The sequence below is a fragment of the Bauldia sp. genome (assembly GCF_965232525.1).
GTDB lineage: Bacteria > Pseudomonadota > Alphaproteobacteria > Rhizobiales > Kaistiaceae > Bauldia.
In genome coordinates, this window is record NZ_OZ246980.1 from 3,975,027 (window position 1) to 3,998,601 (window position 23,575).

At 61.9% G+C, this 23,575-nt stretch carries 16 protein-coding genes; 11 read left to right on the top strand and 5 right to left on the bottom strand.

The features are described from left to right. Positions 1-89 precede the first annotated feature (89 nt). The gene (locus ACO076_RS18885; RefSeq protein ID WP_421724360.1) at positions 90-1,982 is read left to right on the top strand and encodes a M10 family metallopeptidase C-terminal domain-containing protein; all 1,893 of its coding nucleotides are present in this window, start codon (positions 90-92) and stop codon (positions 1,980-1,982) included. 732 nt (positions 1,983-2,714) lie between these two features. On the opposite strand, the gene ACO076_RS18890 is transcribed toward ACO076_RS18885, so the two are convergent. Then, positions 2,715-4,334, bottom strand: a complete 1,620-nt coding sequence (locus ACO076_RS18890) for an FAD-dependent oxidoreductase (protein WP_421724361.1) — start codon at positions 4,332-4,334, stop codon at positions 2,715-2,717. Positions 4,335-4,775: 441 nt separating this feature from the next. On the opposite strand from ACO076_RS18890, the gene ACO076_RS18895 reads away from it, so the two are divergent. The 4 genes from ACO076_RS18895 (at position 4,776) to ACO076_RS18910 (ending at position 8,892) form a co-directional block, all read left to right on the top strand. After that, positions 4,776-5,417: a Crp/Fnr family transcriptional regulator gene (locus ACO076_RS18895; RefSeq protein WP_421724362.1), complete on the top strand. Its 642-nt coding sequence runs from the start codon at positions 4,776-4,778 to the stop codon at positions 5,415-5,417. 901 nt (positions 5,418-6,318) lie between these two features. Further along, entirely contained in the window at positions 6,319-6,681 is a 363-nt protein-coding gene (locus ACO076_RS18900; RefSeq protein ID WP_421724363.1) for a hypothetical protein, read from the top strand. 203 nt (positions 6,682-6,884) lie between these two features. Next, the gene (locus ACO076_RS18905) at positions 6,885-8,264 is read left to right on the top strand and encodes an MFS transporter (protein WP_421724364.1); all 1,380 of its coding nucleotides are present in this window, start codon (positions 6,885-6,887) and stop codon (positions 8,262-8,264) included. 157 nt (positions 8,265-8,421) lie between these two features. Further along, a complete protein-coding gene (locus ACO076_RS18910) occupies positions 8,422-8,892 on the top strand; it encodes a hypothetical protein (RefSeq protein ID WP_421724365.1) in 471 nt (156 codons plus the stop codon). Between the two features lie 115 nt (positions 8,893-9,007). Here the strand turns inward: ACO076_RS18910 and ACO076_RS18915 are convergent, their stop codons facing one another. After that, positions 9,008-10,390 carry a DUF3179 domain-containing (seleno)protein gene (locus ACO076_RS18915; RefSeq protein WP_421724366.1) on the bottom strand — a complete coding sequence of 461 codons (1,383 nt, stop codon included), beginning with the start codon at positions 10,388-10,390 and terminating at the stop codon, positions 9,008-9,010. A gap of 265 nt (positions 10,391-10,655) precedes the next feature. Here ACO076_RS18915 and ACO076_RS18920 point away from each other — a divergent pair, with 265 nt between their 5' ends. The 3 genes from ACO076_RS18920 to ACO076_RS18930 all read left to right on the top strand — a co-directional run bounded on the left by ACO076_RS18920 (position 10,656) and on the right by ACO076_RS18930 (position 14,573). Then, a complete protein-coding gene (locus ACO076_RS18920) occupies positions 10,656-12,035 on the top strand; it encodes a hypothetical protein (protein ID WP_421724367.1) in 1,380 nt (459 codons plus the stop codon). Positions 12,036-12,456: 421 nt separating this feature from the next. Next, complete coding sequence (locus ACO076_RS18925; protein ID WP_421724368.1) at positions 12,457-13,098, top strand: hypothetical protein; 642 nt, start codon at positions 12,457-12,459, stop codon at positions 13,096-13,098. Positions 13,099-13,103: 5 nt separating this feature from the next. Next, positions 13,104-14,573 (top strand): S1 family peptidase, encoded by a 1,470-nt coding sequence (locus tag ACO076_RS18930; RefSeq protein WP_421724369.1) that lies wholly within the window; start codon positions 13,104-13,106, stop codon positions 14,571-14,573. 102 nt (positions 14,574-14,675) lie between these two features. On the opposite strand, the gene ACO076_RS18935 is transcribed toward ACO076_RS18930, so the two are convergent. Next, positions 14,676-15,698: a methyltransferase gene (locus ACO076_RS18935; protein ID WP_421724370.1), complete on the bottom strand. Its 1,023-nt coding sequence runs from the start codon at positions 15,696-15,698 to the stop codon at positions 14,676-14,678. An 875-nt stretch (positions 15,699-16,573) separates the two neighbouring features. On the opposite strand from ACO076_RS18935, the gene ACO076_RS18940 reads away from it, so the two are divergent. From ACO076_RS18940 to ACO076_RS18950, 3 genes are all read left to right on the top strand, one after another. Further along, the gene (locus ACO076_RS18940) at positions 16,574-18,013 is read left to right on the top strand and encodes an alginate export family protein (protein ID WP_421724371.1); all 1,440 of its coding nucleotides are present in this window, start codon (positions 16,574-16,576) and stop codon (positions 18,011-18,013) included. Between the two features lie 102 nt (positions 18,014-18,115). After that, positions 18,116-19,405 (top strand): serine hydrolase domain-containing protein, encoded by a 1,290-nt coding sequence (locus tag ACO076_RS18945; protein WP_421726779.1) that lies wholly within the window; start codon positions 18,116-18,118, stop codon positions 19,403-19,405. Positions 19,406-19,479: 74 nt separating this feature from the next. Then, positions 19,480-20,799, top strand: coding sequence for a mechanosensitive ion channel family protein (locus tag ACO076_RS18950; RefSeq protein WP_421724372.1), 1,320 nt, complete (start codon positions 19,480-19,482; stop codon positions 20,797-20,799). 71 nt (positions 20,800-20,870) lie between these two features. Here ACO076_RS18950 and ACO076_RS18955 read toward each other — a convergent pair whose 3' ends face one another. Both ACO076_RS18955 and ACO076_RS18960 read right to left on the bottom strand, forming a co-directional pair. Next, a complete protein-coding gene (locus tag ACO076_RS18955; RefSeq protein ID WP_421724373.1) occupies positions 20,871-22,613 on the bottom strand; it encodes an alpha-keto acid decarboxylase family protein in 1,743 nt (580 codons plus the stop codon). A 189-nt stretch (positions 22,614-22,802) separates the two neighbouring features. After that, on the bottom strand, positions 22,803-23,138 hold the full coding sequence (locus ACO076_RS18960) for a DMT family transporter (RefSeq protein ID WP_421724374.1): 336 nt from the start codon (positions 23,136-23,138) through the stop codon (positions 22,803-22,805). Positions 23,139-23,575: the final 437 nt, after the last annotated feature.

Sequence of the window (23,575 nt, forward strand, 5' to 3'; positions counted from 1 at the left end):
CGGTGATCATTGCACATCGTCCGCGCCTCCAGAACGGTAATTGCGACGGCATAGTCCGCATCCGCTGCCAACCGGGGAAGGAAGGCGAGATGGCGACATACGACGAAATGGCCGCATACCTCACCCACGGATACTGGGAGTTCATGGGCCAGCCGCACCCGCGATTGGACCCGTCGGACGAGATTGCCATCAACATCACCGATCTGTCGGAGGACGATCAGGAGATGGTCATGCAGGCCCTTCTCCTCTGGTCGGATGTATCGACATTGTCGTTCGTCTTCGTCACCGGCGAAGCCGATATCGTCTTCCAGTCGCATGCGGTCGAGACCTCGGTCGAACCGCACCCCGAAATGCCGGGCGCTCAGCTCGTCCGGCTCAGCCAGGACGAAGACGACTGGCAGTCCTTCAACCACAAATTCTCGACCATCGTCCACGAGATCGGCCATGCCGTCGGGCTCGGCCACACCGGGCCGTACAACAGCAGCCTCGGGTCGCCGGACTTCCGCACCGACGCCATCTTCGAAAACGACTCCTGGCAGATCTCGACCATGTCGTATTTCAGCCAGAACCAGAACCCCAATGTCGACGCCTCCCACGCCTATCCCCTCACCCCGCAAATCGTCGACATCCTCGCCATCCAGTCCCTCTACGGCGTCAACACCACCACCCGCGGCGGCGATGACGTCTACGGCGTCGGCAACACCACTGGCCGGTTCGTCTACGGCATCTTCCCGGAAGACGAGTTCCCGACCGTTACGATCTACGACACCGGCGGCTTCGACACGCTGAACTACTCGGGCACCGCCCGCGACCAGATCATCGACCTCAACCCTGAAAGCTTCTCCAGCGTCTACGGCCAGCGCGGCAACGTCATCATCGCCCGCGACACCATCATCGAGAAGGCGATCGGCGGCGACGGCGACGATACGCTGATCGGCAACGCCGCGAACAACGTCCTGGTCGGCGGTGACGGCGACGACACCCTGATCGGCAATGGCGGGGTCGACGAATTGTTCGGCGAGGCCGGCGAGGACACGCTGACGCCGGGCGACCAGATCGCCTATGGCGATCTCTACGACGGCGGCGCCGACACCGACACCTTCGATCTCTCCGGCCGTACCGGCGACTATCTGGTCGACCTGTCGGCCGGAATCTTCGACATTTACACCCCCGGTCCGCTCGGGCCGGTGCTCGGCCTCGGTACCTCGACGCTCGTCGACATCGAGAACGTTATCGGCGGCAATGGCAACGATCGGCTGGTCGGCAGCGCCGCGGACAACGTCCTGCGCGGCGGCCTCGGCAACGACGTACTGATCGCCGGCGGCGGACGCGACCGCCTCCTCGGCGGCACCGGCAACGATACCCTGATGCCCGGCGCCGGCGGCCTGTCGCCCAATCAGACCTATGACGGCGGCCAGGGCATCGACCATCTGAGCCTGGCGGTGGTGACGATGATCCTCGACGTCGACCTCGCCACCGGCAGCCTGAACATGGCGACCCCAAGCCCGTTCGGCCCGATCTTCGCGTTCACCCCCTCGCGGGTCATCGACATCGAAAACGTTACCGGTGGCAGCGCCTCCGATTCCATCGCCGGCGATGCCGGCGGCAATGTGCTGCGCGGCCTGGAGGGCCACGACACCCTTCAAGGCCGCTCGGGCAACGACACGCTCGTCGGCGGCGCCGGCAACGACGTCCTCAACGGCGGGCGCGGCAACGACGACCTCCACGGCAACGGCGGCGGCGACAGTTTCGTCTTCAACCGCAACTTCGGCGACGATGTCATCCACGACTTCCGCGCCGGTCCCTCACGCGACGACGTCATTCGCATCGAAAGCGGGCTGGTCGGCAGCTTCGAGGCGGTAATGGCCGCCGCCGCTCAGGTCGGCGGCGATGTCGTCATCAGCCTCGAGACCGGCGACAGCCTCACCCTGAAGGGCGTCAGCATCTGGTCCCTCAGCTCGGACGACTTCGTCTTCTTCTGATCCTCGACCGACACGAAACCGGCTGCATCATCGATAAGCCATGTCACGAGATTCGAAGGGAAACAGCCGACAGCGGCAATCACTGCTGTTCGCACGTTACAGTTATTGAGACTGGATGTTTTTTTGGCTGATCAGACTCTTTATTGTCGCATGTGCACTGAGCTTGTCTAAACTCGTCTACAACTGAACCGCACTTAATATGAGGTGATGTTGACGAGCAAGCGATTAGAACCTCTCCGAGATTCGGCACGTTGCATGTAGCGACAAAGACATGCGTCTGATATTCTTTTATGGAGTGACTGTAATTGCACTTTGTCGAGCCGCAAGCCGGCAAGTCGATGACCTGATCGGCTGACAGTGGGGTTGGCAATAGGACAAAACTCAAAGCAAAAACAAAAGATGCACACCAGGCAACAAACACGTTTTTCTTACGGCGGGACGAAGATCGCATTTTTCCAACCCTGTAAGTGATCTTTAGAGGGGATTGTAAACTCATTTGAGTACCGGTCAAGAAAGTCATAGAGCATGCGAGGTCCTGTGTCCGATCTCGGCGTACCAATATTACCCGGCAACCCTCCATCAAGACTGCGCTCCGCATTGGCCCCTGGGCCGTCAAGGCACTGCCGCTAAGTGCAGCGTTTGGCCGGTATAGCTGTAGGTCGGTTCAGGGATGCGGTCGTGTGGTCGTTCGATCGTCGCGTTGGCATTCAAGGCGACCGTCGGCCCATAGCGTCAGCGGTTGAGAAAGTCCCAAACCCGGCTTATCACCACCGACCCTTCGCCCACTGCGCTCGCCACTCGTTTGACCGAGCCCGCGCGCACATCACCGACCGCGAAGATACCGGGATGCGATGTGGCATAGGCAGAATGCGCGCCGGCCTCTTCCCCGGTGACGACAAACCCCTTGTCGTCCAGGGCGACGTGCCCCGCAAGCCACTGGGTGTTGGGCGCCGCCCCGACCATGATGAAAACCGCCCGTGTGTTCAGCCGCGAGTCTTCTCCCGCGCCTTTGTCGCGAATGGTGATCGCGTCGAGATGATCCTCGCCATGAAGCGCCGACATCTCGGACTGGTAATGGATGGTGATCCGGGGATGGGCCTCCAGCCGGGACCGGAGATAGGACGACATCGACGCGGCGAGGCTCTGGCCCCGCACCAGAAGATGCACATGGCTGGCGGTGCGCGACAGGAACATCGCGGCTTGACCGGCCGAGTTGCCGCCGCCGATCACGGCCACGTCCATGTCCCGGCAATACCGTGCTTCCACGTCCGTGGCGGCGTAATAGAGTCCTGCGCTTTCGAAATCCTCGAGCCGGTCGAGCGGCAGGCGTCGATATTGCACGCCGGTGGCCACAATGATCGCGCGGGCGCAGACTTCGTCGCCGTCATCCAGGGTCACACAAAACGTCCCATCGTCCATGAGGTCCAGCTGTTGCGCCCGGCGCGGCACCGCGAATTTCGTGCCGAACTTCATCGCCTGAACCTCGCCGCGCCAGCACAGATCGGCACCGGAAATCCCGGTGGGAAAACCCATATAGTTCTCGATCCGGCTCGACGTGCCCGCCTGACCGCCAATCGCCATGTCTTCGAGGACCAGCGCCGACAGCCCTTCGGCCCCGGCATACACAGCCGCTGCCACGCCGGCCGGGCCGCCGCCTACGATCAGAACATCGACGACGGTATCGTTTTGGATCGCCATATCGAGCCCCATCCGTCGCGCGATCTCCCGCGGCGTCGGATCCGGAACCACATCGAATTTGCCGAAGATGGCGGCGGGCTGTGCGGGGCCGATGTTGCACCGGTGCGCCACCGCCTCGGCCTCCTGCTCGTCCAGCGTCATGCTGTTGAAGGGAATGCGGTTACGCGCCGCGAAACTGGCAATGGCCCGAATGTTGCGGTCGACCTCGGCGCCGATCAGCGTGAGCGCGGCCTGATTGCTTTCCAGAAGCCTGCGCCGGCGCGCGGCGAAGACCGTGATGATGATATCGGACATCTCCGGCGTGTGGGCCATGAGGTCCAGCATCGCCTGCCGCTCGACGCACAGCAGCTTGGTGTCCCGCACGGCGCGGGCGCCCATCTGAAGTCGGGCGCCGGACAGAAAGGAAATCTCGCCGTAGAACTGGGTGGGCCCAAGCGTCGCACCATCGCCGTAGCGTCGGCCGGTGCGGGGGTCGACCGCTTCAACCTCGCCTTCGAGGACGTAGCAGAACCGGTCCATGGCGTCGCTTGGTTCGAAGATCATGGTACCGGCAGGCACCTCTTCAACACTGCCCACTTGGCGCATGGCTTGCACATGCTCATCGAATAGCGGGGTGCGCACCATCGTGCGGAGGTCTTCGGCGAGTGTTTCCAAGTCCTCTCTCCGTTCAGGGGTTGTCCAGGCGGCCCAACGCGATCGGGGCCGGAACGTCACGATCGTTGATGTGGTTCAATTCGGCCTTGAAACCAGTCCGAAGAACGCGAAAACCGCTCTGTTCTCGCCCGCGCCTGGTTCGTTGTTACGGGATGTCGGCGTCGTCCGCCTCTCAGCCCCGTCCAGCCTGCTGCAGCGCCGTCCGCCCGAAACCGCACCGGTCTCGCAAACCTCATCGGCGCAGCAGCCGAATCGCTCGCAGCCCGGAGCGCGTTCGGCCATCAGAGCCATCTCAACATCGACCGAGCACCAATAGTGTGGATGATGGTCCGCTCATGACGCCCTTGGACCTCAAGAACGACGGATAGCAGCGACATGCCAGACATCGACCTCCAGGTGATCGCAAACCTGTCCTACGGGATTCTCCTCGTCTCCTACATCATGCGCGACATCCTTTGGCTGCGCGTGCTGACCGTCATCTCCCTCGGTTTCGAGATTCCCTACTTCTTCTTCCAGCCCGATCCCTTGTGGGACGGCATCGGCTGGGACGTCGCCTTCATCGCGATCAATGCCTACTGGATCGCCCGGCTGCTGTATGAGCGGCGCCCGGTTCATTTCACCGACGAGCAGAAGCGTCTGTATCAGATCGCGCTCAACCGCCTTCGTCCGAGGCATGTACGCACGCTGTTCAAGACCGGCACGTCCCGGTCGATTGCCGCGAACGAAAGAATTGCGACGCAGGGCAAGGCCCTGGACGAGGTCGTGCTGATCGTGGAGGGCAAGGTCGACATCCAGATCGATGGACAGAAGGTCGAAGAAATGGGCGAAGGCCACTTCTTCGGCACCGCGAGTTTCCTGGCGGCGCCCGGCGAACATACGGCCTTTGCCACCGTTGTCGCGGTTGAACCGACCCGCGTGATCACCTGGAAAAAGGAGCAACTGCACAAACTGATCGCCGACGACAACGAACTCGGCCTGGCCATCGAAGCAAGTCTCGGAATGGAGATCGCGCAGTTGCTGGCGCGATCCTGGGGGCGCGAGTCGGGGGCGAATGGCGCGGCCAAAACCGCGCCAAGCGCCTGATGCGTCTGGTCGGCGAATGACGCGCGCGAAAATCCACCCGGTCGTTGCGACGGTGCGAACTCGCCACCGTCGCGAACGCCGTACGGCAGTGCGCCCCTCTCCCGGCAAGAGCGGACGATAGACCGCTAGTCCGCAAAACGCGGCGGCGAGCAACCCACGCCCTGTCGTCCTCTGGATTGACCAGAGGACCCATAGAAACCGTTGCTCCGATGACAATCGTGACGCCGGCTTCGGCGCTTCGCTGCCCAGCCGCGTACCGGCGATACCGGATCCTCTGGTCAAGCCAGAGGACGACCGGTGACGAGATCCCGATGCGGTATGCGAACGCCAGACAGAACGACGCAACGGTGAGGGGTATTGGCGGTGCGACCGCAACGCGGTGCGCCCCCCGATCAGGTCGGGGGCAGGCTCTTCGAGGCTCAGCCGCATACGCGGCTTCGCACCTAAGGATGAGGCTCGGGGTGACTCCCGAGATGAGGCCAGCGGTGCTCCGCCCTGATGTCGACGAAACCAAGCCTGCCCCCCCTCATGCTGAGGAGCTTCGCGCAGCGAAGCCTCGAAGCACGCAGGACCGCAGCGCTCTCGCCACTCCTCTCCCCACGGGAGAGGATAGCGAGGCTTGGCGGCGGAGCCGGTTTAGCCGAGCTTGGTGAGGGGTGTTCCCGGAAACGATCACTCGTGAAGGGGTCTCGCCCCTCACCGATTTACCTAAGCTCGGACCGCGCCAAGGCAAACCTCTCTCTCCCGCCGGGAGAGGATGTCAGATGGCACCGTCGGCGGCCAAAATTGGCCCTTTGAAGCGCCGGCGACACGCCCTTGAGCTAGGTCAACGCGCCCCGGGCGGCCGTCGAGGAAGGAAGCGGCCGAACGAAACGCCTATCGAGACAAGGAAAGAAGACACGTGGACACCTCGCGCAACATCGCCGCGATCATGGGGCCGACAATCATGGCGGCGACCGCATTGGAGACCCTCAACTTTCACATCTGGGAGGGCATCCATCCGACCACCGTTTTCAACAACGGCATCCTGTGGTTCACGGGCGGCCTTGCCGTCGTCTGGTTTCACAATCTCTGGGTTCGCGACTGGCGCGTGATCGTAACGCTGCTCGGATGGCTGTCGCTGATTGCCGGGCTTTTTCGCATGGCCTTTCCCGACGGTCCGCAGGCCGCCCCCGGCATCGGCGCCTACGCGGTGATCGGGCTGCTGTTTCTGGCCGCCGCGGTGATTTCGTGGATGGCGTATCTGACCAAAGGCGAAAGCTGAACCGACGGTCGCGCTGACGGTATCGCTCGGCCGACAGATCGGAACCTACGCGACACGAACACGAACGCTCTCCCTCCCGCCGTCCGTGGCGGATAGCGCCGCAATGATGGTACCGCTTAGCCCATTGTGGTAACGACGCGACGTTGCATACGGAAACCTTTCATGTGCTTCGGTGAGGACCCAGTCCGGTGACCCGCGGGTAAGTGGCGAACGACAACCAGAAACGATGGTGGCTGCTGGGCGCGATGAGTGGCGTGCTCGGACTGATCGTGCTGGACGAGACGATTGTCTCCGTGTCGCTGCCGTCGATTACCGCCGAGCTCGGATTGTCGGCCTCGGCCGGACACTGGGTGGTCAACGCGTATCTCTTGAGTTTCACGTGCGCGGTCGCAATAGCCGGCCGCTTCGGCGACCTCTTCAGCCGACGAAGCTATTTCTCCGCCGGCGCGGCACTGTTCGCACTGTCCTCTCTGCTTGCCGCGCTAGCACCCGATGGCACCATGCTCATCGCCGCCCGGGCTTTACAGGGAATCGCCGCCGCTCTCATTTTCCCGACCTCGATTGCCCTGATCACCGCCGCTTTCGCTCCGGAAAAGCGCGGCATGGCATTCGGGTATCAGACGACGGTCGGCGGCATCTTCATGGCTTCCGGCCCATTGGTCGGCGGTCTTCTCACCGAAACAGTGTCCTGGCGGCTGATCTTTTGGATCGGCATTCCGTTCGTCATCGGCATCGTCGTCTTGCTTTGGTTGGCTTGGTCGCCCTCCTATGACGCGCAAAGAGAGAAGACGTCCGGACCGCGGCCGCGAATTGAAGTCATGGGCCCGGTATTTCTGATCGTTGCGCTCTTCGGTCTCGTCACCACCGTAATGCAGGGACCCGCCTGGGGTTGGCTTTCGCCTTCGACACTCGGTCTTCTCATCCTCGGATCGGTGTTGTTGTTTCTGTTCCTGCGAACGGAGCTGACGACGCCGGCGCCGCTCCTCGACCTGTCGCTTCTGAAGATCCCGGAGTTTGGCGGCGGCGTTGTGATATTCGCGATCTTTCAGTTCGAGAAAATCGTCGTCTTTGTCTTTGTCGCGCAATTCTTCCAGGACGTTCTGGGTGAGTCTCCGATCATGTCAGGCGTTGCCGTCTCCCTGGCGATCCTGCCGACGTTCGGCACCGCCATCCTGATCGGCAAATCGACGGATCGGTTCGGCTCCAGATACACGCTGGTTCGTGGGACAACCATTCACGGGATTGCGGTCCTTCTGTTGGCGTTGGCGACACTCCAGCAGAACTATCTGGCTGCCCTCCTGCCCCTTCTGCTTTGGGGAGCGTCGATGCCGAGCATCGCGATTCCGGTCCGGCGGGTGCAGATGAACGCCGTGCCGAAGGACAAGCAAGGTCAGGCGAGCGGCATCAATCTGACCATACAAATGCTTGGGGGCAGTCTCGGGCTCGCCGTGTGCAGCGCCCTTCTTGCCGAAACGAACAGCTATCTGCTGCTCTTCCTTGTCGTCGGCGTCGTGACGCTTCTGACCGTGCCGATTGCGCAGCGGTCGATGGCGGGCTCCGATCCACGTCATCGAAGCAGCTGAGTTCTTCCTGGCGCAATGGGATCGCGGGGTCTTCCCGGCAAACGTCCTGTCGCCGAACGTGTGCCCCGAGCGTCCGCAAAGCCGTGTTGACCAACGTCAACATGCACAGTGCTATCGTGGCAGCTTGATTCACACGGGAAGACGAAGGAGCAACACGATGGTTCGAACACGACACGGAGCTCTCGGCTACATCGCTGTCGCCCTTGCCGCTTCGGCCCTTGTCTTTTCAGACGACATCGCTGCGCAGGATACAGGCGAACACCTGGCGGGAACCTGGACCATGACCGACATCAGCGGTCGAAGCTGGAATGGAGCGCGGCACACACCGGACACGATCGAAAGCATCGTTCTCGAAATTTCCGATCACGACGGAACAACGTTCGCCGGCACTTATAGCTGGAGGCTTTCGGCGGACAATCTTGATGTCGACGACGGGCGGGAGGTCACGATGGAAGCGGAAGAGGTGGTGCTGGGCGTCCGCGACTTCGACGGAACCTATGTCATGGTCGATCATCCCGACACGTCGGTGATCCGGATCAGGATCGTCGACGAAAACACCCTTGAACTGATGGCGTACGAGTCCGGCCCGCATGCAGCGGTGTCTCGCATGAGGTTTGAGCGGCAGTAACGAATCAACCTGCCGTTCGCCGCTGGGCGCGCGCCGGCCGTGTCGCCATCGAAGCAGCCTGGAGACATGAGGGGCGGCTTCGGGCCGCCCCTTTTCGTGTCCGCCCGCGGCCGCCCTACCCCGACCAGAGTTCCGTGTCGGGATGGAACTGCGACCACGCGAACCAGAACGCCTGGTGGCTGCCGAGATCGGCCCCGTCCGCATCGACCGCCTTGATGCCGCCGGCATCGAGTTCGAGGCGAACGTTCTCGTAGGTGATTGCCTCGCCATTGTTCAGCGCCACCATGGCGGTGCTGCGCTGAAACGCCACCGGCTGGCCCGACGCAGTGATGACGCCGATGACGTCCTCGTGCACCGGCAGGCGCGGATCGACATCGCCGACCGGGAAGATCGGCCCGTCCGCGTCCCGGGTGTTGCGGAAATCGAAGTCGCGGCCGAGCGCCAGTTCCTCGGCCAGCACCGTCGTCTCCGGGTGCGCTTCTTTCCAGGTTGCCCAGTCAGTGGTGATCACCGTGGCCTGCTCCAACTGCAGGCTCTTCTCGGCCAGCGGCCCGGTCACCGCATGACCCAGAAACGTATCGAACACCGAGAACGTGTTGACGTCGTACATCACCTTGTTGGACCGGATCAGCAGGCCTGACGTCCGCAGAACCGGCCGTTCGATCCCGTCGGGCAGTTCATCGGTGAAATAGGCCTGCGCCGCCCCGCACAGCGTGCAGTAGGGGATGCCGAGGTCCCGCCCGCCGAGCGTATCGTTGACCATCTCGCGCACTTCCATGATCTGGCGCGGATAGGCGCGGTATTCGCCGTTCACCCCGATGCCGAAGACCACGTCGTCATCGTCGAGCCAGGTGGCGTCCGCCGCGCTGGTCACCTCCGGATTGTCCGCCGCGGGGATGCAGTTGCAGACGTCGTCGGTGGTGTCGTACGGGCGATCGTCGATCAGCACGCCGCCCCACGAGACGTGCCGCCAGTCGATATCGCCCTCGACGAAGATCTGGTCCCAGCCGGGCACCAGGCTGGTGAAGATGGCGCGCTTGGCGGTCAGGTAATCCGGCGGCGCCGGAATGTCCCAGGCGATGAGATGATCGGTAACCACTCCCCACGGATTTTCGTTACGCAACGGCTTGCCCAGCAACGTGCCGGCCGCATCGGTGAGGGCTACCTGTAAGCCGCGATCGGAAACGAAGCGCATCAGGTCGCTGATGAGCCAGACGAGCCGCGGGTCGTTCGACCCAGCGATGGTCCCCAGCGCCGCCGTCTGATCGGGCCCCCAGTTCGACTGGGCCATGCTGTCGATGAAGGCGACCTCTACGGCGGCCTCTACCGCCTCGGACAACGGACCGTCCGGGATGTCGGGCGGCGTGCCGAATTGTTCGATCACATAGTCGGGCAGCGCCGCCGTCTCGGCCCGGACCGCATCGGACCAGAGCAGAGCCAACGCGACCAGCGGCGCAAACAATAAGACGCGGGATCGGGAGCGGAGTGCCGATGTCATCGAAAACACCTTTCGCGTGCCGGGTTCAAATCTCAGGCCACACACGCCGAACCGTTCGCCAGTGCGACCCGCCGCGCGCTTGGCTCGGGACGATCGAACGTCAACCGGAACCGGCGCGCAACCATAGTGTGACAGCGCCCGGCCCTGACGCGCCAATCACTGTTGCATCAGCGCTGGGTGAACGATGGGGAAAGCCGCGAGGACGTGGCCGAGCATCGGAAAAATGGGTATCTTCAGCGTTCTTCTTCTGTATTGAGAACCAATTATGAATCGCTTTTCGCAAACCGTTCTTTCCCTGCGGTGGCTGTCGTTGCTGCAGATCTTTCTCGGCTGCCTGATGGTCAACCAGTTCTTTTCGCAGTGGGGGCTGGGCCATTTTGGCGCTGAAGGATTTGCCGGCTACGCGAGGCTTCTCGCTAACACCGGCAACATCAGCGATTTGGCGCGCGCGATGCTCAACGCAATGGCCGACAATGCTGCGTTCTTTGGTTTCGCCTCGGCGGTCTTTTTGGCCGTGACCGGCGTTGCGCTGATGCTTCTTGTCCTGCGATCGATCATGTCGATTCTGGTGAGCCTCTTCTTCTTCGTCATTTGGTATGTCACAAGCAACACCAGCGGCATCTGGACGTTCGAGTATCTCTTCCCGGCGCTTTTCGCATTGATCGTCGGGCTGGCAACGCTTCCGCAGTTCATTGGCAGTTCCGGACGCGACAAGTGGTTGGGCGCGCGCGTGCGGGGCAGCATTTCGATCGCAGCGTGGAGTGTCCTCTCCGTCATTATCGCGGGCGTTCTGACCTGGTTTTTCATCATGTCACGCGGCGGTGGCCAAACCGACTACCTGCCGGTGGCGCTGGCCTCCGGCGCCGTCATCCTCGCCCTCCTGATCGCCACCGGCCTGACCGACGAGGATCGTCAGGCGCGCCCGCCAAAGCCTGAAGGCCCGATGGTCCGTATAGCGGCGTTCCCTTGGGTCGATCTGATGATCATCATCGTCGGCGCGATGGTGTGCATTCAGATATTTGCCGATATCCAGGTCAATTGGTTCACGATCGAGGGCTACCAGGGACTCATCCGGGGATACGCCGACACCACCGGCGCACCGACGTGGTGGGCCGCGTTCCTGTATTTCGCTGCCGACAATGCGGCCATCATCATGCCGCTTCAGATGGTGCTCGAGTTTTCCTGCGCGTTCTTCCTGGTCACGTTGCTCCTCCGTCCGCTCGCGTTGCTGGCGACCACCGTCTTTTTCGGCACGCTGATGATGTCGGAGTTCGGAACGCCGGTAGGTCACATCGCGAACCAGCGCGATTGGGAGTGGGAGCTGCTCTTCGTCACCGGCACGATATTCGCGCTGGGAGTCATGACGCTGGCCGAGGCGATGCGCCAGTCGAGCTGGCGGGCGCTGCTTCTCGGCGATCGCTTCTATACGATTGCCATGCCCTGGCGACTCGTCTGGGCCGCCATTGGCGCAGGCCTCCTGTGGCTCGTCGGGATCCAGACAAAAATGTTCGGTTCGGGCTACGAGACGATCAGCTTGCGCGGCAGCCTGTTCTTCTTTGCTGCCCTGGTGGTAATGGCGATCATCGACCAGTGGCGGCGTCCGGTGTCGACCGAGGCGCGTCTTGACCGCACCTGGGTGACCTGATTGGCGCTGGCCCATTGCAAAATCGCGCCCGGGGCCGCCCAACGGGCGCCAGGCGCCGATGTCATCGCAGGGCCTCGTTCATCCATAGGCGGGACACACCAACCCGTTCGCCTGCGCGACCCTCCGGACGCGACTCGGGACGATCGAACGTCAGCCGGGAACCGGCGAGCGACTAGCCCTGACGCGCCAATCGTTGTTGCATCGGCGATGGGTGGACGGGGTGGGTCGCGACGGCCCTTAGGCGACATTCGAGCGAGCGACTTCCGCTTCTCCAATGCGTCGCTGTTGGTGATCGACGCCTCTCCGAAATCGCGCCGAGCGCACCTCCCGCCGGGGAACCGCGGATCCTTTCAGGAACCTAGGTTCTTGTGTACAGTCGCCAAAGGTCCAATCACAGTCATTCGGTGCGGAGTTCAGCATAGTGACGACGTCGACAGCCGGGGCCGCAGACGAAAGCGCTCCGAGCCTGAATGACTTCTTGTCGGGCTTGTTCCTGGGCCTGCTCGTGGGCGGCCTTGTCGGCATATCGGTATCGCAGCTGACCGGAGATGTACTCGCCGGGTTGCTGGCATTGCTTGCGGCGTTCTTTGGCCTCGGAGGCAAGATGCCCGGGACCGCACCGGTCACCAAGGTCCGATTGATCGCCTTCTCCATCGCGGTTCTGGTCGGCGTCTCGGGTGGTATCCTGGTCCGAACTCACGGCTTGTTGGCGCCGCCGCTGAAAGCCGTCATTGAGGACTACAAGGAAGCCGGCCTCCCAGACGAACTCGCACAAGCACTCGCCGTGTTCGATCAAACCGGATTGAGGACGGGAAACCTGGCAGCCGCCCCTGCCCCCGAAAAACCGACCAAAGCGGGCTTCACCTTCGGCGCCGAATCATTAGCCCAGTGCTCGGCTCTGTCGGAGACTGTCTTCGCCACGCCGGAGCTCCGTCTCGGCGCGATGGAAAAGGCCGGAGCCCCTTGGGACCAGGCCGGACAGTTTGGGTTGACACTGCCCGATGACCAGCGGGCTGGCTTCGCCGATCTCGTCCATAGCCTGTTGTGTGACCAAACGGAGTAATCGCCATGCACCGGGCTGCCCGCGTTCTGACGATCCTCCTGTCGCTCTGCCTGCCTCTTGCCGTCGCCGCGCAATCTCCAAATGCGCAACTGGTTAGCGCCGCGCGCGGTGACGTCGGCCTCGTCGTTGCGACGCAATGCCCGCATGGCAAAGATCGGTCGGGAACGGCTTTTGTCTGGCCAGCGGCGGATCAGGTCGTGACTGCCCGCCACGTCGTGGCCGGATGTGGCCAGATCAACGTTCAGTTCCGCAACCACGGCAGTTTCATCGCGGTACCGCTGCGCGAGATCAGGGCTCAGGATCTGATCGCACTGCGACTAGACGCGGAAGTCGACGCGATGGTCCAGACAGTGACGACGGACTCGCCCCCCGTGCACTCCCGTGTCGCGGCCGTCGGATTCGCCCTCGGCGCCCCCACCGCGGACGACAAGCTGCTCACGGTGACGACCGCCAACGACCCACCGCCGGCGCGACTCAGGCAAATGTTGCCCGACGCCGAGCGGCAGCAAATCGAGCGGAACGGTCCGTGGGACCTCGAGACGGCGATCATCCGACTCGACGGAAACCTGACCCACGGCCATTCGGGGGCACCGCTCCTCGACCACGCAGGTCGGGTCGTGGCGATCGGGGCGGGCGGACTGCAAAGCGGCGCCTCGGGCATCGTGTGGGCAGTCAGCGCCAGCTATCTCTTGGACTCCGGAAGCTGGACCGATATTCGGCCGGGCCAGCGGGTCGATCCCGAGAATACCCTCACCTTCTCCGTTCAGCCGCCTCAATCCAGGCTCGATCAAGTGGGCTGTGGCGACTTCGCGCTGTCGCGTTCGCGGACCAGCAGCTTCGACGAAATCGCCGCCTCGGTTGATGATCCGAACGGTCTCTACCAGGTGCAGGCTGCCGTGGGCTTTGGCTACCCAATCGATTTCAGCTCGATGCAGTTCGACATCTGGGAAGACCTCCAGTCTGGTGCTGTGGTTCCGCTGCCGGAAGGAACCAGACCGCAGCCGGGTCCGGGCGGCTGCACGGCCGACGCCGGCAATGGCGTCACCATCTGGATCAGGTCTTTCGACGGCTCCGACCAACCCTATGACTTCTTTCAGATCAATGCCTTCTCTGCACAGCTCGAGAACGATGTGAGTTTTTCGCTCGGCCAGCTTTTTCCCGATCCGAATTTCACCTATTCGCACCCAATCACCAGGCCGGATGGCTTCATTGCCAATCGCAAGGGGGCGATGGGACTGCAGGTCCCGCTGGATATGACGCGCGGCTATCAGAACTACGGGTTCATCACCCACGTCGCGCGAAGCGGGTACTACCTCGGCGTCGCCGCGTTGCGACGGGAATCGGTGATCGATCTAGGCCAGGTCAATCAGTGCTTGGCGGGCAATATCAGCGTCTGCGATCAGGCGCTTGCTCCGTTGCACGCCTGGGCCTCGGCCGCATTGAGCGTGCACATGTCGACCATGCCGCCGATCTGACGACCAGTCCCGGCTTCGACCCGCGCCATCAGTAATCGACCCCACACGCGTAAGCTGCCGAAACTCCGCAACACGGCAGACTTCGCGTTTTCGACGAAGGCACTATTTGTGGGCAATTGCCGCGGTTGATGGGCCAACAAGGGGAATAGCCTCGAACCTCCTGAATCCGACCTCTTCGCACCAGCCTCGAAATTCAGAAAAGCTAAAATCGAACGCGTCGCCAAACTCCATTGCCATGGTTAGTGACATGAAGAGTGCGAAGGTGTTTGTTCTGCGCTCGTCGTCAATCAGCGCTTCGATCGCAATGAGAACACCGCCATCAGGCAAGGCCTCATATGCCTTGCGAAGCAGCATGAGTTTCCGTTCAAGGTTCCAATCATGCAGGATCATACCCATCGTGATCACGTCGGCCGCAGGAAGCGGATCTTCAAAAAAGTCGCCGGCCATGGGTATGATTCTGTCTTCGAAGCCCGTGGCCTCGATTTTTCGACGTGCAACTTCCGTGACAACGGGGAGGTCGAAGGTCTTGATGCGCAGATTTGGATGCGCCGCGGCAACTATTCGTGACAACAGTGCGTCCGCTCCACCGATGTCTGCCATGCTGGAGAATTTTTCGAAGGGGAACACCTTCGCGAGCATTTCAAAATTCCTCGCCGAAGCACCGGTCATTGCGTCGAGAAAGCTCTCGAGACGATCCGGGTCCGAGTATAACGTTCCGAAGAAGTCCTCATCGTCCTCGCGTGCTTCGCTGACCGCGCGACCGGTGCGGAGAGACACATCGATGTCTGCCCAGTAGCGAAAGTTGCGGTTCTCCCAAAGCTCGATCAAGCCGCCGAGATAGTCGGGGCTCGCTTTGTTCAGGAATTTTGCCGTTGCAGGTGTGTTTGAGTATCGGGCGGTGTCTCCCTGTCCCTCTCGCTCGAGAAGGTCCACGGACACCAGCAGGTCCAGCATGTCCATCGCGGGACGTCGTACCAAACCGTAGGCATCGATGATCTGGTCCAGTTTCATCGGCGCTTGAGCGAGCCGCGTAAACAGTCCAAGCCCGACAGCAGTCAGAAGAATTTTGGACACCCCGTATCCGATCGCGACACTGATGATGTGGTCAGGCGTCGGATGTGACATGGGCCTAATCCCGGGTCCTCGTGGATCGATCTGCCTTGTCACAATGCATCAAGTATATGGTCGTGCAATGAGAAAGCCTCGAATCGATCCTGCTTTCGGCCTCCTTCATGCATCTCTTGACGCCCGATCCCCCTGGCGCGCAGAGCGACGAAACGGCTGCGATTTGGTCCGAGGCCATGGATCGGACGATTGCCTCCCGTCGGAGGGCGATCCGTCTTTAATTGTTATTTTTACAGTACTGAATTTCGATATAGGTGGGATTGCAAGCGTTCTTTGTATTATTATACCCACAGGCGGAAATTGTTGAATTGAATGCGCCTGTGACATTTATGTTTGGGGAATTGCATGTGACCTTAACATGATTGTCGTTTGAGCCCGAGTTAATAATAGGATTTTTGCTGCAGGTTAAGTATATGTAAGTGTGCCCTTGATGAACACATTGATTTGAAACACAGTCATTGTCGTCAGTACAGTCGTATTTTTGCGACTGATTGTGTTTTTCTGCTCGCGCGGTTTCTGGCATTATCCCAATAGTGCTCAAAAGTATTGTGAAGCTTATGAAGACCTGCTGCATCACACAGCTCCGTTTTTGATCCTGTCCAAAATGTACACCATGCGCCTCTTATTTCAAACAAGCAGCCAGCGAGCTGCTCGCGGCTCAGGAAGGCAGTCTCGGACCTGACACTGGACAAGCTGATCCTTTCGGAGGCCGCGGGAGGGGCTCAAGGTACCGACCAGGCAATCAAAGAGGGGGCGGCTTTGGCTGAAATGTGCCGATGATATCCGAGCCGACATCGCCAGCCACATGAGGCTTGCCATTCCCGAGGCGGAAACTATCATTTTGTGAGTTCGCGCGCCGAGGAGATCTTGAAGCGATGAACCGCGTTGCCGCCGGGGTCAGGGGGGCGGCTTGCATCGGCCCGTTGCTCCTTGCTTGCGGCGCGCTGGCGGATGATCGCGCCCCTTGGGTCCTGTACGAAGACCAGAGCACGATTGTACGGGGCCACTTCGAGGCGGGGACAAACCTGGTCGGCGAAGAGAACCTGTTTTGGGATCTTGCCGGCACCTTCGCAGCGGAAGAGCAATACGACCCCGACAAAGTCTGGCTCGAAGGCTATGTCAAGCCGGGTGTTTCTTTCGAGCGCGGGCTCGCCGAAAAACTCGCGTTCTATGGAGCGCTTTCGGCGGTGTTGTCCGGAACTGCTGGGACCGACGCCTATGAGACGGGAGACACCGGACGTCTCACGCTCGAGGAAGGCTATGTCGGCCTGAAGTTCGGCGAATCCGATACGCCGGTTTTCGATCTATCCGTCGGCCCAAGAGAATTGCGGCTTGGAACCGGGATGCTGATCGCCAACGGTGCGTCAAACGGCTTCGAACGGGGCGCGCTCAAACTCGGTCCGCGCAAGGCTTGGGAGTTCGCTGCAATCGCCCAGTCATCGTTGGCCGGCGCCACCGCGACAGGGTTCTATCTCGATGCGAACGAACTGACGACCAGTGACACCCATACCACGCTTGCTGGCCTCGACCTGAGGGCTGACGGTGCGGATGGCGGCTATCTCGGCCTGACGCTTTTCAACGTCCCGCAGTCGGACTCGGTCTACCCGAAAGCGGCTCCGGGCGGTTTCGGCCCGCCGATCATCGTTCCCGGCGCCCGGGAAGGCCTCAACGTCGTGGATGTCTACGCCCGGACCAACTGGCTGGCGGTAGGCCCGGGGCAGGCGTTCGCCGATCTCGAGTTTGCCTACGAGTGGAACGACCGGATCGACATGCAGGCGTGGGGCGGACGGGCGCAGGCCGGATATGTCTTTTCCGGCCACCCGTGGCGGCCGCGGATCACGCAAACCTTTCAGACCTTCTCGGGCGACGATCCGAACACCGCCGCGCTCGAGCGCTTCGATCCTCTCTTTTATGACGGATCGCCGGCCGCCTGGGCGACCGGATCCAAGTCGGCGATGACCTTCATCAACTCCAATGTCAACGCCTATGAATTGGCCATCGGGGTGACGCCAACCCCCCGGGATATCCTGACGCTGCGTTACACCCACATTCGCGCGAACGAACTGCGCAGCCCCATCCAGTTCGGCCAGGCCGCGCGGTTCGAGGTTCTTGGACAAGATAGCATCATTACCGGCGTGACCAATCGACATCTCGCCGACGACGTCTTCCTCGAATACACGCGCGTCCTCAACCCGAATACATTCCTGACCGGTGGCGTCAGCGCTTCCTTCCCCGGAAAGGGGCTCGACCTGGCCGTGGCGGATACGCCGCCGGTCTGGTTGGGAGGGTTCGTCAACGTCGTCGTCAGCTACTGAGTCCGCGAAAACCGTGCCGGCAGTTCGGCAGCGACAAACAGGGACATCCACCGAATGAGAAACACAATGCAGATCGCCTTTGGATCCACATTGTTGTCGGCCATGCTGATGGCGGCGTTTTCCTCAGTTCACGCGCGGGCCGATGACGTCATGGATGCGGTCACGTCAGACCCAAGGGCGCTCGGTTGGATGCAGGGCTTCCCGCCCCCTACGGAAAAGCGCGTCCTCCAGCCGGAATCCGACTATTTCAGTTTCCCCAAGCTTCGCTGGACCGTCTGCCATATTCGTGAATTGCTCCCAACCGGCGAGGTCAGCCGTGGCCTCAATGCGCCGATCCCGCTCGATTATGATCTGACCGTCGGCGAGAACGCGATCGATGCGGTGACCTTCACGCCGGTCGGCGAGGACGAGCCCATGACGTGGGAGGAGTCCCTGCTCGCCAACTACACGGACGGCATTCTGATCCTGCACAAGGGCAAGGTCGTCTACGAGCGCTATTTCGGCTGCCTCGACGAAGCGAGCAAACACGCGGCCATGTCGATGACGAAGTCGTTGACCGGTTTGCTGGCCGAGATCCTCGTCGTCGAAGGCACGATGGACGAAACCGCTCCCGTTTCGTCCATTGTGCCCGAGCTCGCGGGCAGCGCCTTCGGCTCGGCCACGGTGCGGCAGGTCATGGATATGACGACCGGGCTCGACTACAGCGAAGACTATGCCGATCCCAACTCCGGGATCTGGGAGTATTCGGCCGCGGCCAGCCCACTCCCGAAGCCCGCTGGGTATGAGGGACCGAACGGTTATTTCGAGTATCTGCAGACGGTCGAAATGGCGGGAACCCACGGCGGCGCCTTTGGCTACAAGACCATCAACAGCGATGCGCTCGGTTGGATCGTATCGCGGGTGTCGGGCAAGTCGGTGACGGAACTGCTCTCCGACCGGATCTGGAGCCGGATGGGCGCGGAGCAGAACGCCTACATGACCGTGGATGCGATCGGCACGCCTTTTGCCGGTGGCGGTCTGAGTGCCGGCCTCCGCGATCTCGGGCGGATCGGACAGCTGATGCTCAATGACGGGATGATCAACGGCGAGCGGCTTTTTCCGGCCTCGGTGGTGGAGCGGATTCGCGAGGGGGGAGACAAGCAAGCCTTCGAGAGTGCCGGCTACACGACCTTGCCAGGCGGAAGCTATCGGTCAATGTGGTGGGTCTTTCATAACGATCACGGCGCCTTCGCCGCTCGTGGCGTGTACGGCCAAACAGTCTATGTCGACCCGACGGCAGAGATGGTCATCGTTCGGTTCGCGTCCTTTCCGACAGCCGGCAATTCGTCCATCGACCCGACCTCACTGCCGGCCTACCAGGCGGTTGCCGAATACTTGATGTCGGTCGAGTGAAGCGCACAAGACGCCGGCCGAGGCATGACTCTCAGGTCGTGCGATGACCGTCGGGCGCACGTAGAGAGCTAGCCATGAAGCGATGGCTCACCGGTTTGTTTGCCGCACTTACGACTGTCGCCGCCATTCTGACACTCGATGGTGGCCAGTCGGAGCTGCGAGCGCAGACCGTCGAAGAAGCACAACCGGCGGAGCCATCGACACTCCCGGCGTCCTCGGCGATCGTCGATCCCGAGATTCCGCCGGATCAACTCGCGCATCTTCTCGTTCCGCTGACCGTCACGGAACTCGAGGCGGTCGCCGAACGATGGCTGCAGATCGTGGCTTCGGAGACCGAAGTAATCGCGCAGCGCCAGGTCAGATTCCTCCGAAACCCTGACGCGGCGACAAGCGCGGCCTACGCCGACCTCGCCCGTCTTGTCGAAATCCGCGCGGGCACTTTCCAGCGATTCAGCATGGTCGTCGATCAGCTGGAAGCCAAGGGCGGTGACGAGGCGCTCGTCAAGCAACTGCGGGACTACCGCAGCGCCGTCCTTTCCGACGAGGCCTCTATGGCGAACCTCAGAGCCCTTCTGGGTGCCTTTCTGACATGGCTCACGCGCGCTGATGGCGGGCTGGTCGTCGCCTGGGGTATCGGCATCCTGGCGCTGTCTCTGCTCGCACTTGTCCTGGTGGCGCGGTTGGTGCGTGGCGTTTTCCGGCGCTGGCTGAACCGCACGCCCGGTGTCTCGACGCTCCTGCAGAAGTTCCTGGTGACCGCGATGTTCTGGGCGGTCCTGACCGTCGGGTTCGTCCTCGTCCTGGCTATGCTCGGCGTGAACGTGACGCCGTTGTTCGCGATGATCGGCGGAGTTTCGTTCATTCTCGCCTTTGCACTGCAAGACACGCTGGGCAATCTCGCCAGCGGGCTGATGATCATGATCAACCGCCCGTTCGATGAAGGCGACTACGTTTCGCTGAAATCGATTGCCGGTACCGTCAAGTCGACCAGTATCGTGTCGACGACACTTGCCACGCCGGACAATCAAATCATTGTCGTCCCCAACAAGAACGTATGGGGAGATATCATCACCAACGTTACGGCGAGCACGACACGGCGCGTCGACATGGTGTTCGGCATTTCCTACGAGGACGATATTTCGAAGGCCATCCAGGTCGTCCGCGACCTCGTGCTGGCGCACCCGCTTGTGTTGCGCGATCCTGAACCCGTCATTCGCGTGAACGCACTCTCCGACAGTTCGGTCGATCTCATCTGCCGGCCCTGGGTGAAACGCACCGACTACTGGGCGACATACTGGGACCTGATACAACAGGTGAAGGAGGGCTTCGACGCGGCGGACATCTCCATCCCCTACCCGCAGCGCGACGTCCACATGATCAAAAAAGGACAGTGAAACGGGTTTTGGTCCGAGAGTGTCAAAAGGCGCAACCGCAACACCTTCCCGTCATCCGGAATGTTTCGAGACTATCCTGGCGCCGCAATGTTCTTGCCCGCGCGGAACGCCGAAATCCATTCTTCCCAGGTGAAAGTTTGTCCGAATTTCGGACGAGTCAGTTCGAACAGTTTTTCCGCTCCCGGCGGCATTGAATAGCGGTCGGTGACTACCTCGATATATGCGGCCCGCGCCGTGCGGTTAACCTCGGCAAGCGCCGCGTCCAGCTCGGCGGTCGTTTCAACTCTGACGCAATACCAGTCCTCGCAGCCGAATGCCGCGGGCAGCTGATGGTACCGCCACTTCGGCAGATCGTTGTAGGAGGACTCCGGGTCGCGGCAGGTATAGCGTTCGACCAGGTAGCCGTCATTGTTGACCACGATGAACACCGGCTTGAGGCCAAATTTGTAGAATTGCCCGATCTCCTGCGCCGCGATCTGATGGGCGCCGTCGCCGGCAATGATCACGACGCGGCGATCCGGGGCTGCAACCGCACAGCCGAGCGCGGCCGGCGTACCCCAGCCGATCGAGGCCGCCAGCGCTTGGCTCTCGAATACGCAGTCTTTGGGCTTTTGCATGGTCGTCGCGGCAAGAGCCGGGCTGCTGGGGTCGCCGACGACAATGTCGCCGGGCCGCAGAAAGGCCTGGAGCCGGGCGTAAAGCGGATCGCCGGCATCGATCGGATCATCCCCGCTTCCCGATGCCTGCGTGTAGGGCGTGACGTGGTTCGGCGCGCCTTGGTCCTCCCACCGGGGCAACCGATCGATCAGGGCCTCCAGCACGTCCTTCATCTCGACATTGTCGTACACGGCGCGGCCAACCCGGACATGGTGGGCATTGACGTTGATCGATCGTTCCTGCGGGAAAGTCAGGGTGTTGAAGCCGGTGTTGAAGAAGTGCCGGTCAGGCGATAGCGCCAGCACGTAAGCGCACCGGTTCACGTAGTCGTCGATGGCGGGATTGGCGAACTGGCCCTGCCAGATACCCATGTAATTCGGATGCGTTTCGTCGAGTGTGGTCGCGTCTTGATAGGGGGTCGTAAAGGGCAGGTTGGTGGCGTCCACCAGCTTGGTGGCGAGCGCAATGAGCCCCAGTCTCTGAACCAGGAGACCCGGTACGATGCAGGTCGGGCTGACGCCTGAGAGCACCTCGGCGATATGATCGACGGCCTGTCTCAGTGCCGCCGGATCGCTCGTTGGATCGGCCAGCGGAATGGCGTCCGGCGTGTCGCTGGTGATCGGCGCATGCGCCAGGTCGCTGGGAAATGCAAGCAGGCCGGGCTTTTGATGATAGAGCACGGCGGCAAGCACGCGCTCGAATTCCTCGATGCAGTTATCGGGCGTCAGGATCGCCCGCGCCACCGTCAGCTCTTCGGCCATATCCACGAACAGATCGTAACGATGGGAGCCGAGCATGTGATGCCACGCCTGTCGGCTGGCCTGCTGCGCGGTCGACGGGTAGCCGGTGATCATGATGACCGGGCTGCGTTCCCCATACGCTCCGGCCAGCGCCAAATACGATCCAAGCTCGCTGCCATAGGTCTGGCAATAGACCCCAAGGCCCCGGATGCGGGCATAGCCATCCGCCGCGTAGCCGGCGTTGAGCTCATTGCAATTGCCCCGCCATGCGATGTCCGGGTCGTCGATAATGGCGTCGAGCACCGGGTAGACATAGTCCCCGGGCACCCCGAAGATGTCGGTCAGGCCATGATCCTTCAGGCGGGAAAGCACGTACTGAACGACCGTCTTCGGCTCCTGCTCGGCCACCAAGCCCATGATGAAAGCTCCTTCCGACAAACGTCAGGCTGCGTTGCTTCTCGTCTGTGTTTGGCATTCGTAACATGCTGACGACTGGCCGACGCCTTCGACGGGATCGTCGGGCGGCAGGCGATTGAGCGGTCAACACGGCCGCCTTGCTTTTTCGTGCCAGATCGACGCCACCCCGCGGCGCCTGACACTCGCCCCTTAATGCACCGCGAAGTCGGAGAGCGCGTTGATGACCACCATGCCGGCGATGATCAGCGCCAGGCCGACCACTGCCGCCAGATCCAGCTTCTGGCCGAAGATGAAGATGCCGGCGAGCGCGACGACGATGATGCCGAGGCCGGAGGCGAGCGCGTAGGTGATCCCCATCGGCATGTATTTCAGCGCCAGCGTCAGGAAGTAGAACGAGCCGCCGAAGCCGGCGATCACCAGCAGCGTCGGCCACAGCCGGCTGAACTGCGCGCTGGCGTTCAGCGCGGAATAGCCGACGGCTTCGGCGAGAACGGAGGCGACGAGGTAGAGATAGTGGACGGGCAAGGCGGTCTCCTTTGAGGGCTGGGCGTGGCGATGTCCGGAACGCACCTAGCCCTACCCCGCCGGAGACGAATTGATGCACGCCAAAAGGGGAAGCGTTGCCGCCCCACCCGATCAAGGAATCCTCTGCGGACGTTTGGTTTGGTGTGTTGGAAGAGGCCAAGTCCACGCCCTCATGCTGAGAGCCTGCCCCCGGCTTGATTGGAGCAGCCCCCGTCCTCATGCTGAGGTGCCGCCGAAGGCGGCCTCGAAGCACGCAGCCCCAATCTCACCGCTCGTCCCCGCGGAGCCTGCCCCCGACCCGATCGGGGTGCGAGGGCGTTGGCCCGAGTCTGAAAAGCGCGGGGGGGGCGCGGCGGCGACTCCCTCTCCCCTTGTGGGAGAGAGCCTGCCCCCGACGCGATCGGGGGGCAGGTTGGCCTTGGCGAGGAACGAGCTTA

Coding starts and splice junctions, on each gene's coding strand:
- ACO076_RS18885 (WP_421724360.1), top strand. CDS start 90: ATGGCGACATACGACGAAATGGCCGCATACCTCACCCACGGATACTGG.
- ACO076_RS18895 (WP_421724362.1), top strand. CDS start 4,776: ATGCGCGACATCCTTTGGCTGCGCGTGCTGACCGTCATCTCCCTCGGT.
- ACO076_RS18910 (WP_421724365.1), top strand. CDS start 8,422: ATGGTTCGAACACGACACGGAGCTCTCGGCTACATCGCTGTCGCCCTT.
- ACO076_RS18915 (WP_421724366.1), bottom strand. CDS start 10,390: ATGACATCGGCACTCCGCTCCCGATCCCGCGTCTTATTGTTTGCGCCG.
- ACO076_RS18920 (WP_421724367.1), top strand. CDS start 10,656: ATGAATCGCTTTTCGCAAACCGTTCTTTCCCTGCGGTGGCTGTCGTTG.
- ACO076_RS18930 (WP_421724369.1), top strand. CDS start 13,104: ATGCACCGGGCTGCCCGCGTTCTGACGATCCTCCTGTCGCTCTGCCTG.
- ACO076_RS18935 (WP_421724370.1), bottom strand. CDS start 15,698: ATGTCACATCCGACGCCTGACCACATCATCAGTGTCGCGATCGGATAC.
- ACO076_RS18940 (WP_421724371.1), top strand. CDS start 16,574: ATGAACCGCGTTGCCGCCGGGGTCAGGGGGGCGGCTTGCATCGGCCCG.
- ACO076_RS18945 (WP_421726779.1), top strand. CDS start 18,116: ATGCTGATGGCGGCGTTTTCCTCAGTTCACGCGCGGGCCGATGACGTC.
- ACO076_RS18950 (WP_421724372.1), top strand. CDS start 19,480: ATGAAGCGATGGCTCACCGGTTTGTTTGCCGCACTTACGACTGTCGCC.
- ACO076_RS18955 (WP_421724373.1), bottom strand. CDS start 22,613: ATGGGCTTGGTGGCCGAGCAGGAGCCGAAGACGGTCGTTCAGTACGTG.